We start from the raw sequence: 13,827 nt of genomic DNA on the forward strand, positions 1-13,827 counted from the left end.
CCAGCCGTCGCTCGAATCGGGATCCAGCTCGGCCGCGAGGTATCCCTATCGCCCCCAGGCCTGCAGCAGGTCCTCGGTCGTGGTCACGGTGGCCAGTAGAGACAGAGTGTTTTCGATGACGGCGTCCCCGTACTCGCGTGGCACTCCCGCGACGGCATCGCGGGGCAGCACAACGTGATAGGCGGCATTCACCGCGTCCATGACCAAGTTCGGGATGGCCACATTGAGCGATACCCCGACCGCGACGATCGTCGAGACACCGAGATTGCGCAGCACCGCATCCAGATCGGTGCCGCCCATGGGACCGAGGCCGTGCCCCCGCGTGAGCACCAGGTCGCTCGGTTCCGGCCCGAGTTCCGGCAGCAGCGTGGCACCGGCACTGCCGGGAGTCACTGCGACACCGCGGCGGCCGATGGCAAAGAGTTTGGCATTGTGATTCGAGCCTTGGCCATCGGCCCGCCGCGATACCACGCAGTGCACCACCCGAACTCCGGCCGTGCGCGCCGCGGGTAGCAACTTGCCGATATTGGGCAGTGCCTCGCGACGCGCCTCATCCGCCAGGGCGGGCAGACCGGCGTCGGGCCCGACGACCGCGCCCTGGCACTCCTGGGTGACGATGGCCGTGTGCTCGGGCGCGACCAGATCCGGCAGGGCGAGCCGACTCACGCCGTGCCGACCGGCGGCACATCGTAGAACTGGGTGGCCCACTTGCGAAGCGACAGATACGGTTTCGCGTCCTTGGGTGAAAGCGGCGGGCGCTCGACGTACTTCTGATGACGCCAGATGCTCAGGTCTTCCCACACGGTGACCAGGAACTGCTTCTCGACACGCTCACGAACCGCCGGCGGCGGGACATCGGAATCGTCGCCCGGATTGCGCGGCCACCAGATCGAATAGAACAGGTCCGAGCATTCGTCGTCGACGGGTGTCGTGGCGAAGATGAGCCGGTGCTTGGATGATCCGTCGAACGCGCTGATGGAGCCGCCGAGACCGAACATCTGCGCGTGGATCTTCAACGCCATCCGGTCCGGATCGTCACTGCGCGCGTCGGGCCAGCCGGTCAGGAAGTTCCAGGTGTGGTCGACGACGCTGTAATCCAGCATCCGCGGGGTGACGGTGGCGCCGTGCACGTACTCGAAATGCAGACTGTCCGGGCCGTTCTCCAGCACGACCTGGGGGTGCACCGGCTCGCGTTCGGTCTTGCGGGAGAACTCCGGATACGGACGATAGAAGTTGTCCGGGTCGGTCTCGAGTTCCGGGAACAGCCGCAGGATATCGGGCATCTCCCACTGCGGTTCCTTGCCGTCGGGCTGATGCCACATGAACACGCAGCCGTTCTGCTCGTTGACCGGATAGACCCGCAACCGCAGACCGCGGTTGGTCCGATCCTCGCCGGGAATGCGGCGATTGGTACCGTCTGGGCCCCACCGCCAACCGTGGAACGGGCATTCGACACAGTCGCCGACCACTTTGCCGCCGTAGCCGATATGCGCACCGAGATGCCGGCAGTGCCCGGTCAATATGTGCAGTTCACCGGATTCGTCACGGTAGGCGACCAGATCCTCGCCGAAGTATCGGAGCGGGCGCACCTCACCTTGCGGGAATTCGGCCGACCACCCCACCATGAACCACCCGGTGACCTTCCATGTGAAGGGGACCTTCACGTGACACCTCCAGTCTTGCGAAGGCGGAAACCGCCGATACTGATATCATTACAGTAATACATATGGCATGCGTCCCGCGACCCTGCGGGACGGTTGTCCCGGTCCGAGCGAGCACGTCATCGATCGGCGATGACGACATTCCCGAACGTTCGGATGAAGTTCGCTGCGGCTGCGGGGCTCGAGCCGTCGACGTGCACCACCGCCCAAGCGGCACCGCGCTTTTCGAGATCGTCGAGGTAGGCCAGAGCCGTGCGCACCGTGCTCGGGTCGGCGAAATCCAAATGCGGGCATACGACCTGGACGTCGACCGAATCCGGATCACGGCCCGCCGCGGCCAGCCGACGGCGCAGTGCGCTGACGCCGTCGCCGAACTGATCGGGATTCTCGATGGCCTTGGTGCGCATCGCGGCGGCCATATCCGCGCCGGCGATGATCGGCATCCACCCATCGCCGTGCTGCACCACCCGCCGCAGGGCGGCCGGACCGTTGCCACCGATCCAGATCGGCGGATGTGGTCGTTGTGCAGGCGCCTGCAGCCACAATGGCCCCGGAGCCGCGAAATCTCTACCCTCGAACGGTTTTTCGGGTTCAATCCAGATCCGCCGCAGCGCACCCAATGCCTCGTCGAGGAGTTCGGCGCGGCGTTCGTGGACCACGCCGACCGCGGCGAACTCCGCCCGCAGATAGCCCGCACCCACACCGGCGATCAACCGCCCGCCCGAGACGATATCCAGACTGCCGAGCGCTTTCGCGGACAGATAGGGATTGCGGAACGGGAGGACATAGAGGTTGGTCAGCAAGCGAATTCGCGCGGTGACGCCGGCCATGAAACTCAGCGCCGCGACCGGATCGAGGGTGTTGTGCCCGCCGTTGCGCCGCCATTTCAGCGACGGGGCCGGATGTTCGCTCAATGCCACCGCCGAGAATCCGGACTCCTCGGCCGCCGTGACGACCGCGCGAATCACCTCCGGCCGCAGAAACGCATCGGAGGCGGCCGGCAGTTCGCTCGGATATTCGAGCACGAATTTCATTGCGCTGGTCTCCTTGCCGAGTGCAGCGCGCATTCCTCGACGATCGAGTGCACGCCGAAGTTGTGCCCGCTGGCCGCCTGGGCATTGGTCACGAATCGAGGTGCGACGCGAAACAGCGCCTGGATCTCGGCGAGGGCCGCCGGAACGCGATCGGCTTGCCGCCGACGATCGTGTCGTGACGGCATAGCCGCACACTCCCTGTCAGCTCGTCTTCGACTTGGCCGGCGCGGCATAGTTGGGACGTCCGAGTCCGAGCACGTGCTGCGCGATCAGGTTCCGGAAGACCTCGAGAGTGCCGCCGTAGATGCCGCACAGCGGCGCCCAGCGGTAGATGTATTCGGCGCCACCGTCATCGATGGCGCCGTCGGTATCGATCGGCAAGGCCGACGCGGACCCGAGAATGTCCATCAGATCCGGTGCGATATCACGCATCGCCTGTGCGATCGCGACCCGGCCGAACATATTCGGCGCCGACAGCGCGGCCTCCATCCGGGCGATACTACGGCCGAGCCGATACGCGACCGATCCATCGTCGAGCAGCCGACGACCGTCCGGACCGCGCCGCGCGGTTATCGCCGCCACCTTATCCGCCGACGTCGCCATCACCAGGCCCTGATGCACCAGAACCGACACATCCTGCAAGCCGTCCGCGGCAACGTCGACCACGCCGTGCTCGACGCTGAGCGGCTCCATGAGCACGCGCCAGCCGTCGTTCACCTCGCCGAGCCGATATTTGTCGTCGATCCGGACGTCGCTGTAGTAGACGATATTGGTGCGATCGCCGTCCACCGTCCGGATACCCTGGATCTCGATACCCGGAGTGTCCAACGGGACCAGGAACATGGTGAGGCTCTTGTGTTTTCGCGCCTCGGGATCGGTATTGGTGATCAGGAAGACGTACTGGCAGTTGTGCGCGCCGGTGGTGAACATCTTGGCGCCGTTGATGACCCACTGGTCCCCGTCGCGGACCGCGCGGGTCTTGCACGTCGCGACGTCGGACCCGCCTTCGGGCTCGGTGTAGCCCAGGCACAACCGGACCTCGCCGGTGAGTACGCGCGGCAACACATCCGCGCGCAGCTCGGCCGATCCGAACTGCTCGACGGATTGCGCCACGATGATGGTGGTGCCCCAGGTGACCCAGGGCACGTGCACGCGCCGCTTCTCCAGATCCCAGATGCGCCGCTGCACACGAGTCATCCCGCCGTCGGCGCCGGTATTCATCTCGGCCGTCAGCCATCCCTCGGCGCCCATGGCCAGGTGCACGCCCGCGTCGAAGTTGTCGCCGGTTTCGCGATCGCGCCGACGCACCTCCTCGGTGACGTGGCTGCCGAGAAACTTTCGCACCCGATCGTGGAAGGCCGCGTCCTCGGCGGAGAGTTCAACGAGAGAAAAGTCCATCGGTAGCTCCGTCCTAGGCCCGAGCGAACAGTTCGGCGACTCGCACGGCGCTGGCGCCCGGATCGCCCGCCGCCAGCGGCCACCCCCGGGCACGCACCAAATAGGCCGAGGCGGCCGACTCGGTCGTCACCCCCAGTCCGCCCTGGACGTGCACGGCCATGGTGGCCGCCATGGTGGCCTCCTCGGCCATGTACACGAAGGCCGCCGCCGCGAGTCCGGGCTGGACATCGGGTTCGTATTCGAGGAACCAGGCGGCCCGGCGAGCCAGGTTGCGCCCGGACTGCACGACGATCGCGATATTCGCCAGCGGATGGGAGATGCCCTGCAGGGTCGAGATCGGAACACCCATCGTGTAGCGGGTTTTCGCGAATTCGGCCGCGATCCGCATGGTCTCTTCGACGAGCCCGACCAGCGCGGCCGCGGTGAGCACCCGCCATTCATCGAGGGCGCGCTCATAGTGCGCGAGCGCCTCGACACCACTGGCCAGCACGATCCGCCGGTCGGCCGCCGCCGGATCAACCCACGCCATGGGCAAGCGACCGATATTGTCGACCTTCGCCGGCCGGGTGGCGAAGGTCAGCCCGACGATATCGTCGCCGTCGCGGACGATGATCTGATCAGCGACCGACCCCGACGGGATGAGCCGGATCCCGGCTGCGGCGTCGATGCGCGGATCCAGCGCGACCGCCTGTCTGCCTTCGACCACATCGGCCGTGCCGTCGGCATCGGCCCGCAATGCGCCGAGCCGCGCCAGCAAACGCGCCGCGCAGACGTGATCGATCCACGGCACCGGCGCGATGGCGCGGCCGAGTTCCTCCGCGACCAGGGCGAGGTCGACCAGTGTCGCACCGTCACCGCCCACTGACTCGGGCAGCGCCATCGTGGTCGCGCCGGTACCGCACAGCTGCTCCCACAGATTCTTGTCGAAACCCGTCGGTTCGGCCGCCCGTACGACCTCGAGGGGGCACCGGCTCTTGAAGAACTTCGCGTATACCGCTTGGAGTTCCGTCTGGTCTTCCGACAGGCTGTAATCCTGCCTGCGCAATTCGTAGCGGTCCATATTTCCCTTGCTCCTCGTTCCGGCGCGCGACTCAGTCGACGACCGCTCGGTCACCGAAAAAGAATTCCTGTGCGTTGTTGTAGAGATAGTTGTCCAGCACGTCTTCGGGAAGATCGAGCGCCAGGGCCTCCGGTACCACCCTGTGCATGCGAAGCACCGGCCAATCCGAGCCGAAGATCACCTTCTGCTTGCCCCGGGTCCGCATGAAATGCACCAAACTCTCCGGCAGCCGTTTGGGCGACCATGCCGATGTCATGAGCCGAAGATTCTCGTATTTCATGAGCAGCCGAATCGCGATATCCCACCACGGATCGGCGCCGTGGATCATGCACAGACGAAGCTCTGGGAATCGGAAGCACACCCGATCCAGGTAGATGGGATTCTGCACCTCACCCGGAATCGGCGGTCCCGGTAGTCCGGTATTCATGCACAATGGCAGACCCAGCTCGGCGCATTTGTAGTACAGGGGATAGTAGACCGCATCGGTCGGCGGATACCGGCCGTCACCCCAGAAACTCGGCCCCGCGGTCGTGTAGACCACCGGCAGATCGTTCACCAGCGCATCCAGTTCGCGCAGGGAAGGAATCGGATGCAGTAGATCGACCCCGTTGATAGCCAGATCGAATCGGTCCGGCCGCGCTTCGACGAATTTCAGCGCGGTCTTCGACGGTTTCGCCATCGAATACATCAGGACCGCCTTCTCGACGCCCTGCTCGTCCATCTCGTCGAGCAATTCGGCGAGATCGACCTGCGCGTACAACGACGCCGGTCCCTTGAAATAGTCGTCTCGGACCTTCAGCATCCAGTCCGGTTGGTCTCGCTCACCGAAATGCACGTTCACCAGGCAGTCGATTACCTTGCGCACAGTCATGCCCCAATTTCCTCCGCGACACCCGGCAGCACCCGCTTCGCGGCCCAGCGGTAGTCGGGCTTACCGTTGCCGAGGCGTCGGATCTCCGCTACGAAAATGAATTCCTTCGGCACCTTGAATCCGGCCAGCTCGAGTTTGCAAACTTGCCGCAGTGCCACATCGGTGACTTCCTCCCCCACTCGAAGGCATACCAGCGCGACGACCTCCTGACCCCAACGTGGACTCGGCCGCCCAACCACCAATGCGTCGAATATCCCCGGATGCGCCCGCAGCACCTCCTCGACCTCTTCGACGAAAACCTTTTCACCGCCGGTATTCACAACCAGCGAATCGCGGCCGAGCAACCGGAGCGTGCCATCGGCCGCGACGCTCGCCCGATCACCGGGGATTGCCATGCGCTGCCCACCGATTTCCGGAAAGGTGCGCTCGGTGGCCGCACGGTCGTCGAAATAGCCGAGAGGAACCCGGCCGATTCTGGCCGCCCACCCGATCTCGGTGTCCCCGGGCGCGAGAAAACGGGTGCGGTCCGCCGACACCGCGGTGGCCCCCGGGCCCGGATCGAACGTCTCGACCTCGGCGCCGTGTCGACTCCGCCCGAAGGCCATACCGCCGGTCTCCGAGGCTCCATACCCCTCGACGACCATCACGTGCGGAAGCAACTCGAGCAGTTGCCGTTTGTGGCGTGGGTTGGTCGCCGCTCCCCCGGTCCCGACGGCCAGCAGCGAGGACAGGTTGTACGAGCGCTCCCGGAGCTCTTGGACCAGCGGGCCGGCGTAGGCGTCGCCCACGATCGTCATCAACGCCGCGTTCTCGAGTTCCGCTATTTCCAGAGCGGTGCGCGCGTCGAAGGTTTTTCGGTCGTCGTACAGCACGATCGTCTGCCCGACCAGCAGCCCCGCGCAGGCGGTCATGATGCCGGCGGCGTGCGACAGCGGTGACACCGCGAACCACACGTGTTCGGTCGATCGCGCGAGATCCTGTACGGGCGTGAGAGATTCGTGATCGGCGCCGTTCATCGACGCCACATAGAGATCACTCTGCCGCCAGAGGACGCCTTTGGGTCGCCCTGTGGTCCCGCCGGTGCACAACATCACCAGATCGTCGGGCGTAGCGGTGATTACCTCAGCGGTGTCGCCCTCGAGCACCGTGTCCGCGAACGGCACCGTACCCACCGGCACGGGCGCGTCACTGCCGTCCTCGATCGAGATCAGCAACTCCACATCGTCCGGCGCAGCTTCGGCCACCACCGGCCCGAATGATCGATGGAAGACGATGCCACGGGGCCGGACATACGCCAGCAGGTCCCGGATCTCGCGCGCCGTGTAGTGGTAGTTGATATTCGCGGGTACGACACGAGCCTTCATACAGCCGATCAGCACGTCGAGATAAAGGTCGTTGCGCATGAGCAGCGCGACCCGATCCTGACCGCACTCCCACCGATCGAGCCGGTGCCGCAGGGTGTGCTCGCCGAAACCCCGAGCCGCAATGAAATTCGCGAACCGCCGGATCCGCAGCGCCGACTCGCCGAAGGTACTGCGCCGGTCGCCGCAGACTGTCATCGTCCGGTCCGGAACCGCCGCCGCGACAGCGTCGAAGACGGCCCCGATAGTCCATTCGGTCAACGCGGGCTCGATTTCACGCGGCGGCCGCGACGGGCAGCCCCAGGAATTCGACAGCGTTGTCGCGCATGATCTTTCGCACGTCGGTCGCGTCGAAGGCGGTCAGCTCGTCGGTGAAGGCCACCGGCTCGGCCAGCCCTTCGCCGTGCGGCCAGTCCGAACCGAACAGAATGCGCTCGGCGCCGATCTTCTCCTTCAGCAGCGGCAGATCGTCCTCGTAGTACGGGGCAACCCAGACATGCTCGCGCAGGGTGTCGACCGGGTCGTTCGGGAACGAGCGGGGCGACTGGTTGGCCAGCTTCTTCATCCGCTTGGCCAGCCGGTGCACGAAGTCCGAGCCGTTCTCGATACTGGCGACCCGCAACTTCGGATGCCGATCGAACACACCGTGGATGATCAACGAGGCCATGGTGTCGTGGATGGCGCGGTCGTCGACGAGGATCTTGTCCAGCGCATCCCCCGGTCCGAACGGCTCGAAGGTGTCCTTACCGCCCCACATGGCGGCGATCTTCAGATATCCGCTATCGCCGAGGTGGAAGGCGACCGGCACATTCGCCTCCGCCAGTCGCGCCCACACCGGATCGTGCGATCGATCACCGAGCGAGCGCGGCTTGCCGACACCGGGCACCGGGGCGGGCCGGATATGCACGACGCGCGCGCCACGGGCCAGCACGAAGTCGACCTCGGCGACCGCGGCCGCCGGATCGGCCAGCGAGATCATCGGGGCCGACAGGATCCGGTGGTCCGGCCGGTCGAAACCCCAGTCCTCGTCCAGCCACAGGTTGAAGGCGTGCAGGGACGCCGCCGTCGCCTCGACATCGTCCCTGAGGGCCTCTTCCACGCCGCAGCCGAAGGTCGGGAACATGAAGATCGTTTCGATGCCCTGCTTGTCGAGCACGGCAACGCGGGCATCCCGATCCTGGTATTCGGGCCGCATTTCCAGGCTCTCGACCTGCATCAGCGTCGCCGGGTCCACGCCCTCGGGGACCTGACCGCGGAAGATCAGATCCAGGCAGCCCGGCACGATGATCGGGTCGAAGGTCGGATTGGGAATGAACCGGTTCACCCGGTTGCCGATGATCGCCGTGTGGTGCTTGCCGTCCTGGACGATCTGCACACCCCGCCGCCGGAACTTCTTGTCCAGGTGCCGGGTGAATGCGTCCATCGGCTCGTAGTAGTGGTTGTCGACGTCGATCGCCTTGTAGTCGAGCGCAGTCATCAGCGTCCTTTCAATTCGCCGGATGGTCGTTTTCGACCTGTCCGGTGGCCGACCCGAGCACCGGCTTCGACGACAGCGGTGGTCGCAGCCTTGCCGCGCGGACCGACCTGACCGAATAGTGCGGTGTGACAGTCCATTCCGGGTGCCGCCTGCTGCTACCGTACGACCTGCCGCAGGTCGAATAGATATGTCTACTGTATACCTATCGATAACGCCGTGCACAAGAGTTCGACCAAAGGCCGCCGATCGGAGCCGACCACCCCACGCCAGAGCCGGGCCCCAACGCAAAGCGCCCGGGTGCCGGAACTTTCGTTCCGGCACCCGGGCGCTCCCGCTCCGCGACCGATCAGCAGGCCGGGGACTGACCTCCCTGCAGCACCAGCAGGCCACAGAAGGTCTCCGCGGTGACCTTCCACTGCGAGCCGTCCTTGACCGCCTGGCCGAGCTGATCCGGCAGCACCGGATTGCCCGCGACCAGCAGGGTGTAGGTGACATCGGCATGGGTGGCGTCGAGCGGTTTCACCGCCGACACTGTGGCGGATGTGCCCTGCGCCTGGGGGTTACCCGCCTGCGCCTGCAGCACCGGCGCGAAGACCTGCCCCTTCTCCACGGCCGCGATCCGCGCATCCGCCGTTGCCGCCCCGTTGAAGAAGGTCACGTACGCGTCGGTGACGGCTTTGACGGTCGCCGGATCGGCTTGTGCCGCGGCAGCGCTGGACGACACCGCCGATGTCGGAGCGGTCGCGCTGGAGTCATCGCCGGAACAACCGGTCAGAGCCGCGGCCGCGACGACCACCAGACCACAAGACGCTGCGACAGCGCGAAGGGACGGAACACGCATGGAAATCCTCATCTCGAGTACATTGTAGCTGGCATACAGTAAGCGATACTGTAGTATCGGCAGTCGCGAATTGGCAGTATTTCGCGCCCGGGATAGAACCCGGTCCGATACGGAGATCGCCGCCAGCATGTCCTGAATGTACAGCAGCGTTACCACTGTAGAGAATGTGATTCTCAAAAATGAACCGCAATCATTTCCAGCGCGATGGGGCGCCAGGAATTCTCCTCGGCCGGCACCGGCGACGGTATACGCGCCATGATCGGCATATCCGCGGCCGAGCGACCGGGCACGCCGGACGATATCGCCGTCGCGGTGGCCTTCCCGCTCGGCCCGGACGCGGCATTCGTCACCGGCACCGATCTGCTGGTGGAGTGGTAGCTGCCTTCCTCGGTATTGCGGCCACCGCTGCCGCCGAAACAGCCTGACTCGCAACGTAATTTCGACGGGGCACACGTCACGTCGCGAGACGCCGGCAGAGTCCGGCGTCTCCCCCCGAGACTCAGGGCACGATGACGGTGCGAGAAACCGGCTCGGCCGCGGCCTGCCTGGCGTAGATGCCCCGCTGCAGTGACAGCAGTAGCGCGTTGCGCGTCTCCTCCGGACGGATGAGCTCGTCGAAGCCCATGTGCTCGGCCGAGTGGTACGACGCCTGCAATTCCATGGCACGCAGGGATGCCGAGAGATCTTCTTCGGCATGCGAGGCGCTGCTCAGGGCGGCGGCGCTCATCGCACCCATGGTCGCCCCCGGGTAGGCGAAGGTCGCCACCTGGCTGTCGAATCCGATCAGGGACATCACCATGGACCCGAATCCGTACGCCTTGCGCAATGTGAGATGCAGCTTCAGTGTCGTTGCCGCCGTCTGTGCGACGAACATCCTTGCGCCACTGCGCAATACGCCATCCTGCTCGGATTCGCTGCCCGGCAGCATTCCCGGATTGTCGGCGAGGAACACGATCGGCAGATGGAACGAGTCCGCGACGGTGATGAAATGGGCGGCCTTGTCGGCGGCCGCGGCATCGATCGACCCGGCCAACACCTGTGGCTGGTTGGCCACCACCGCGACCGGGTGACCACCCAGATGGCCCAGCGCGCAGATGATCGCCTCACCGAAATCGGGCTGCACCTCGAACCAGTCGGGATGATCAAGGACCACATCGAGCACCGCACGCATATCGTAGGTGCGCCGGTTGTCGCGGGAGATGATGTCGAGCAGTTCCGGCGTCGGCCGCGGCCCGGCCGATTCGTCGGGCGCCACCGCCGGTGGATACGACCACGCGCTCGACGGGAAATACGACAGGTAACGGCGGATCGCGTCGAGCACATCTTCGTCGGTTTCGCCGAGATTGTGGATCAGCCCGCTCGGCAGCGCGACATCCGGCCCGCCGAGATCCTCCTTCGAAATATCTTCCCCCGTAGACACTTTCACCACCGGCGGCCCGGCGGTGAAGATCGCGCCCTGCCGGCTCATGATCGCGAAATCGGCCACCGGGGCGATCAGTGCACCGTGCCCGGCCGAGGGGCCGAGCACCCCGGTGACCATCGGCACCCGGCCGGAGCATCGCGCCTGGGCCAGCAAATCGGTTGGCGTGCGCCCGTAATGGTCGCCGGTGGGCCGAAATCCCGCACCCTCCAACAGCATTATCAGCGGCACCTTGTTGCGCAGTGCGAGTTCGGCGAGCCGGTAGCGTTTGGAATTGCTGCCCGGCGCGATACTGCCCGCCAGGGTTGTGAAATCTTCCGCCCCCACCATCACCGGCGCGCCATCGATGAGTCCGGAACCGGTCACGATCGCGTCGGCGGCGACCTCACCACCGACCAGGGTGCCGAATTCCTGGAAGGTGCCGGGATCGAGCAGCCGCTCGATGCGCGCCCTGGCGTCGAGCTTGCCTTTGCCGCGATGTTTGGCGACCCGTTCGGGCCCGCCCATCGCCTGTGCGCGCGCACGGCGGCGCCCGAGGTCTTCGAGGGTTTCGTCCCAGGTCTGGGCATTCGTCATCGCTACGTCCTCATCCACATTGATCGTTCGTCGATTCGAGTCTGGTGTTCCGGTCACATCAGCGAGTAACGAATCGGCAGATGTTTGAGCCCGCCCACGAATGTGGTCGCACTGAGCTCGGGTACACCGTTCAGCTCGATCGAGGTCAATCGCGGCAGCAGTTCGGTGAGGAATTTGTTGATCTCCATCCGGGCCAGTCCGGCGCCGAGACAGAAGTGCACGCCGAATCCGAACGCGACGTGCTTATTGGGCTCCCGCTCGATATCGAAGCGGAACGGGTCTTCGAATGCGTCCTCGTCACGGTTCGCCGACACGTAGGACAGCAATACCGATTCCCCGGCAGCGATGGGCACATCGTGGACCGTCGTATCCTCGGCGGCGGTCCGCATGAACGCCTTGACCGGCGTGACCCAGCGGATGATCTCCTCGGTCGCCTGCGGCATCGAATCCAGATTGGCACACAACCGTTCGCGCTGATCAGGACGTTCGATCAGGGCGCGCACGCCACCCGAGATGCTGCTGCTGGTGGTGTCGTGTCCGGCCGTGGCGATGATGGCGTAGTACGACATGGTGTCCACATCCGAGAGCGGTTCGCCGTCGATCCGCGCATTGGCGATCGTGGATCCGAGGTCTCCGGTGGGATTCGCCCGCCAGGACTCGGTCAGATGCTTGAAGTACTCGAACATCTCGATCAGCGAGTTCATCTTCTCGTCCGACGGTGCGCTGCGCTGCAATTCGGCGTCGTCGCTGCCGACCAATTCCTGCGTGAGCTTCAGCATCCGGGGGAAATCGGTCTCGGGGACGCCGAGCAGCGACATGATCACATACAGCGGGAAATTCACCGCGACCTCCTGCACGAAGTCGCATTCCCCGCCGGCATCGCGCATCTTGTCGACATAGCGTTTCGCCAGTTGCTCGACCCGATCACCCAGTGCCTTCATGGCTTTCGGGCTGAACCAATCCGCCGCGATCGCGCGCACGACCCGGTGCTGCGGCTCATCCATATGGATCAGCGTGCGAATACCGGCAGCCGCCTGCATCTCATCCGATTCGGCGGTCATCAGCACCGGTCGAGGCCAGTTCGTGAACAGCCGGTTGGCCCGCTCGATCGCCATGATGTCGGCATGTTTGGTGATCGCCCAGAACGGCTTGTACCCGGGCACGTCGACCAGCGACACCGGAGTCTTCGCCCGCAGCGCGGTGAGCGCGCCGTGCAATCGTGCCTCGTCGGTATACGCGGTCGGGTCCGCGAGGACACTGGCGGCATCGTCGACGCTCGGCATGCTCATCAGCGGCACTTCCATTCCATCCGTCTTCATGCGATCCGGCGGGCACACCGCGTCCCAGATCGTTTGTATCGGCCAACAGCCTGATTTATAGTTACCCTTACTGTCAAGCATTCTATAACGCGCATCCGCGCAGCGGAACGGTGGTATTCATGGACTCCGGGCAACGCAAAATCGTGGTGATAGGCGCCGGATCGGGAATCGGTGCGGCGACCGCCACCCACTTCCACCACAGCGGCGACCACGTACTCGCGGTGGATCTGCGCCCCAACGAAACCCCGGCCGCGCGGCACGAACAGTGCGACCTGCGCGACGCCGCGGCCATCGCGGCGTTGCTGGAGCGGATCGGTCCCGGCTGGGATCTGCTGGCCTACGTTGCCGGCGTGCCCGGCACCGCGCCCGCCGCGGATGTGCTGAAGGTGAACTATCTCGGCATGCGACTGGCGGTCGAGGGCATGCTGCCGCTGCTGCGGCACGGCGGCGCGATCGTCACCGTCGCCTCGGTGGCGGCCCTCGGTTGGCAGCAGCGCCTCGACGACCTGGCCGGGCTGCTCGCCGCGACCGACGCCGAGACCGTCGAGCGCTGGCAAGAGGGCCAGGACCCGGCGTATCCGGTGTACAGCACGTCGAAACAGGCCGCGATAATCTACGCGAAGCGGCTGGCACCGTCGGCCTGGCAGAAATACGGGATCCGGGTGAACACCGTGAGCCCGGGGCCGACCGAGACGCCGATCCTGGCCGACTTCGAGGCGTCGATGGGCAAGGATGTCCTCGACACCGTGAAGGCGACAATCGGCAGGCACGCCACCGTGGACGACATCGTGCCCGTGATCGCCTTCCTC

Annotated in this window: 14 protein-coding genes; 2 read left to right on the forward strand and 12 right to left on the reverse strand. The window is 65.4% G+C overall.

What is annotated here, in order from left to right; genetic code table 11:
* Positions 1-45 precede the first annotated feature (45 nt).
* The 10 genes from ON44_RS38870 to ON44_RS38910 form a co-directional block, all read right to left on the reverse strand.
* Positions 46-666 carry a cysteine hydrolase family protein gene (locus ON44_RS38870; RefSeq protein ID WP_245567509.1) on the reverse strand — a complete coding sequence of 207 codons (621 nt, stop codon included), beginning with the start codon at positions 664-666 and terminating at the stop codon, positions 46-48.
* Complete coding sequence (locus ON44_RS38875; protein ID WP_040699740.1) at positions 663-1,664, reverse strand: aromatic ring-hydroxylating oxygenase subunit alpha; 1,002 nt, start codon at positions 1,662-1,664, stop codon at positions 663-665. The genes ON44_RS38870 and ON44_RS38875 overlap by 4 nt, the downstream gene beginning before the upstream one ends.
* A gap of 116 nt (positions 1,665-1,780) precedes the next feature.
* The gene (locus ON44_RS38880; protein ID WP_306306536.1) at positions 1,781-2,728 is read right to left on the reverse strand and encodes a TIGR03619 family F420-dependent LLM class oxidoreductase; all 948 of its coding nucleotides are present in this window, start codon (positions 2,726-2,728) and stop codon (positions 1,781-1,783) included.
* Entirely contained in the window at positions 2,692-2,880 is a 189-nt protein-coding gene (locus tag ON44_RS51025) for a hypothetical protein (RefSeq protein WP_157187523.1), read from the reverse strand. Before ON44_RS51025 ends, ON44_RS38880 begins: the two co-directional genes overlap by 37 nt.
* A 16-nt stretch (positions 2,881-2,896) precedes the next feature.
* Positions 2,897-4,093, reverse strand: a complete 1,197-nt coding sequence (locus tag ON44_RS38885) for an acyl-CoA dehydrogenase family protein (protein WP_040699741.1) — start codon at positions 4,091-4,093, stop codon at positions 2,897-2,899.
* Between the two features lie 13 nt (positions 4,094-4,106).
* Positions 4,107-5,153 (reverse strand): acyl-CoA dehydrogenase family protein, encoded by a 1,047-nt coding sequence (locus ON44_RS38890; protein ID WP_040699742.1) that lies wholly within the window; start codon positions 5,151-5,153, stop codon positions 4,107-4,109.
* Positions 5,154-5,184: 31 nt separating this feature from the next.
* Positions 5,185-6,024, reverse strand: coding sequence for an amidohydrolase family protein (locus ON44_RS38895; protein ID WP_040699743.1), 840 nt, complete (start codon positions 6,022-6,024; stop codon positions 5,185-5,187).
* Positions 6,021-7,646 carry an AMP-binding protein gene (locus ON44_RS38900; protein WP_040699744.1) on the reverse strand — a complete coding sequence of 542 codons (1,626 nt, stop codon included), beginning with the start codon at positions 7,644-7,646 and terminating at the stop codon, positions 6,021-6,023. Before ON44_RS38900 ends, ON44_RS38895 begins: the two co-directional genes overlap by 4 nt.
* Positions 7,647-7,659: 13 nt before the next feature.
* Positions 7,660-8,862 carry an amidohydrolase family protein gene (locus ON44_RS38905; protein WP_040699745.1) on the reverse strand — a complete coding sequence of 401 codons (1,203 nt, stop codon included), beginning with the start codon at positions 8,860-8,862 and terminating at the stop codon, positions 7,660-7,662.
* A gap of 346 nt (positions 8,863-9,208) precedes the next feature.
* Positions 9,209-9,703, reverse strand: a complete 495-nt coding sequence (locus tag ON44_RS38910) for an MTB12 C-terminal domain-containing protein (protein ID WP_040699760.1) — start codon at positions 9,701-9,703, stop codon at positions 9,209-9,211.
* A 204-nt stretch (positions 9,704-9,907) separates the two neighbouring features.
* Between ON44_RS38910 and ON44_RS51030 the strand changes: the two genes are divergently transcribed.
* The gene (locus ON44_RS51030; protein WP_157187524.1) at positions 9,908-10,081 is read left to right on the forward strand and encodes a hypothetical protein; all 174 of its coding nucleotides are present in this window, start codon (positions 9,908-9,910) and stop codon (positions 10,079-10,081) included.
* 121 nt (positions 10,082-10,202) lie between these two features.
* Here the strand turns inward: ON44_RS51030 and ON44_RS38915 are convergent, their stop codons facing one another.
* Both ON44_RS38915 and ON44_RS38920 read right to left on the reverse strand, forming a co-directional pair.
* The gene (locus tag ON44_RS38915; RefSeq protein WP_040699747.1) at positions 10,203-11,699 is read right to left on the reverse strand and encodes an acyl-CoA carboxylase subunit beta; all 1,497 of its coding nucleotides are present in this window, start codon (positions 11,697-11,699) and stop codon (positions 10,203-10,205) included.
* A 53-nt stretch (positions 11,700-11,752) separates the two neighbouring features.
* Positions 11,753-12,988, reverse strand: a complete 1,236-nt coding sequence (locus ON44_RS38920; RefSeq protein ID WP_040699762.1) for a cytochrome P450 — start codon at positions 12,986-12,988, stop codon at positions 11,753-11,755.
* Positions 12,989-13,137: 149 nt separating this feature from the next.
* Between ON44_RS38920 and ON44_RS38925 the strand changes: the two genes are divergently transcribed.
* Positions 13,138-13,827: SDR family oxidoreductase (locus ON44_RS38925; protein WP_040699764.1), on the forward strand; the 690-nt coding region annotated here is incomplete at its 3' end.

Source organism: Nocardia vinacea NBRC 16497, from assembly GCF_000308835.1.
GTDB classification, from domain to species: domain Bacteria; phylum Actinomycetota; class Actinomycetes; order Mycobacteriales; family Mycobacteriaceae; genus Nocardia; species Nocardia vinacea.

Coding starts and splice junctions, on each gene's coding strand:
- ON44_RS38920 (WP_040699762.1), bottom strand. CDS start 12,988: ATGAGCATGCCGAGCGTCGACGATGCCGCCAGTGTCCTCGCGGACCCG.
- ON44_RS38880 (WP_306306536.1), bottom strand. CDS start 2,728: ATGCGCGCTGCACTCGGCAAGGAGACCAGCGCAATGAAATTCGTGCTC.
- ON44_RS51025 (WP_157187523.1), bottom strand. CDS start 2,880: ATGCCGTCACGACACGATCGTCGGCGGCAAGCCGATCGCGTTCCGGCG.
- ON44_RS38890 (WP_040699742.1), bottom strand. CDS start 5,153: ATGGACCGCTACGAATTGCGCAGGCAGGATTACAGCCTGTCGGAAGAC.
- ON44_RS51030 (WP_157187524.1), top strand. CDS start 9,908: ATGGGGCGCCAGGAATTCTCCTCGGCCGGCACCGGCGACGGTATACGC.
- ON44_RS38910 (WP_040699760.1), bottom strand. CDS start 9,703: ATGCGTGTTCCGTCCCTTCGCGCTGTCGCAGCGTCTTGTGGTCTGGTG.
- ON44_RS38915 (WP_040699747.1), bottom strand. CDS start 11,699: ATGACGAATGCCCAGACCTGGGACGAAACCCTCGAAGACCTCGGGCGC.
- ON44_RS38895 (WP_040699743.1), bottom strand. CDS start 6,024: ATGACTGTGCGCAAGGTAATCGACTGCCTGGTGAACGTGCATTTCGGT.
- ON44_RS38905 (WP_040699745.1), bottom strand. CDS start 8,862: ATGACTGCGCTCGACTACAAGGCGATCGACGTCGACAACCACTACTAC.
- ON44_RS38885 (WP_040699741.1), bottom strand. CDS start 4,093: ATGGACTTTTCTCTCGTTGAACTCTCCGCCGAGGACGCGGCCTTCCAC.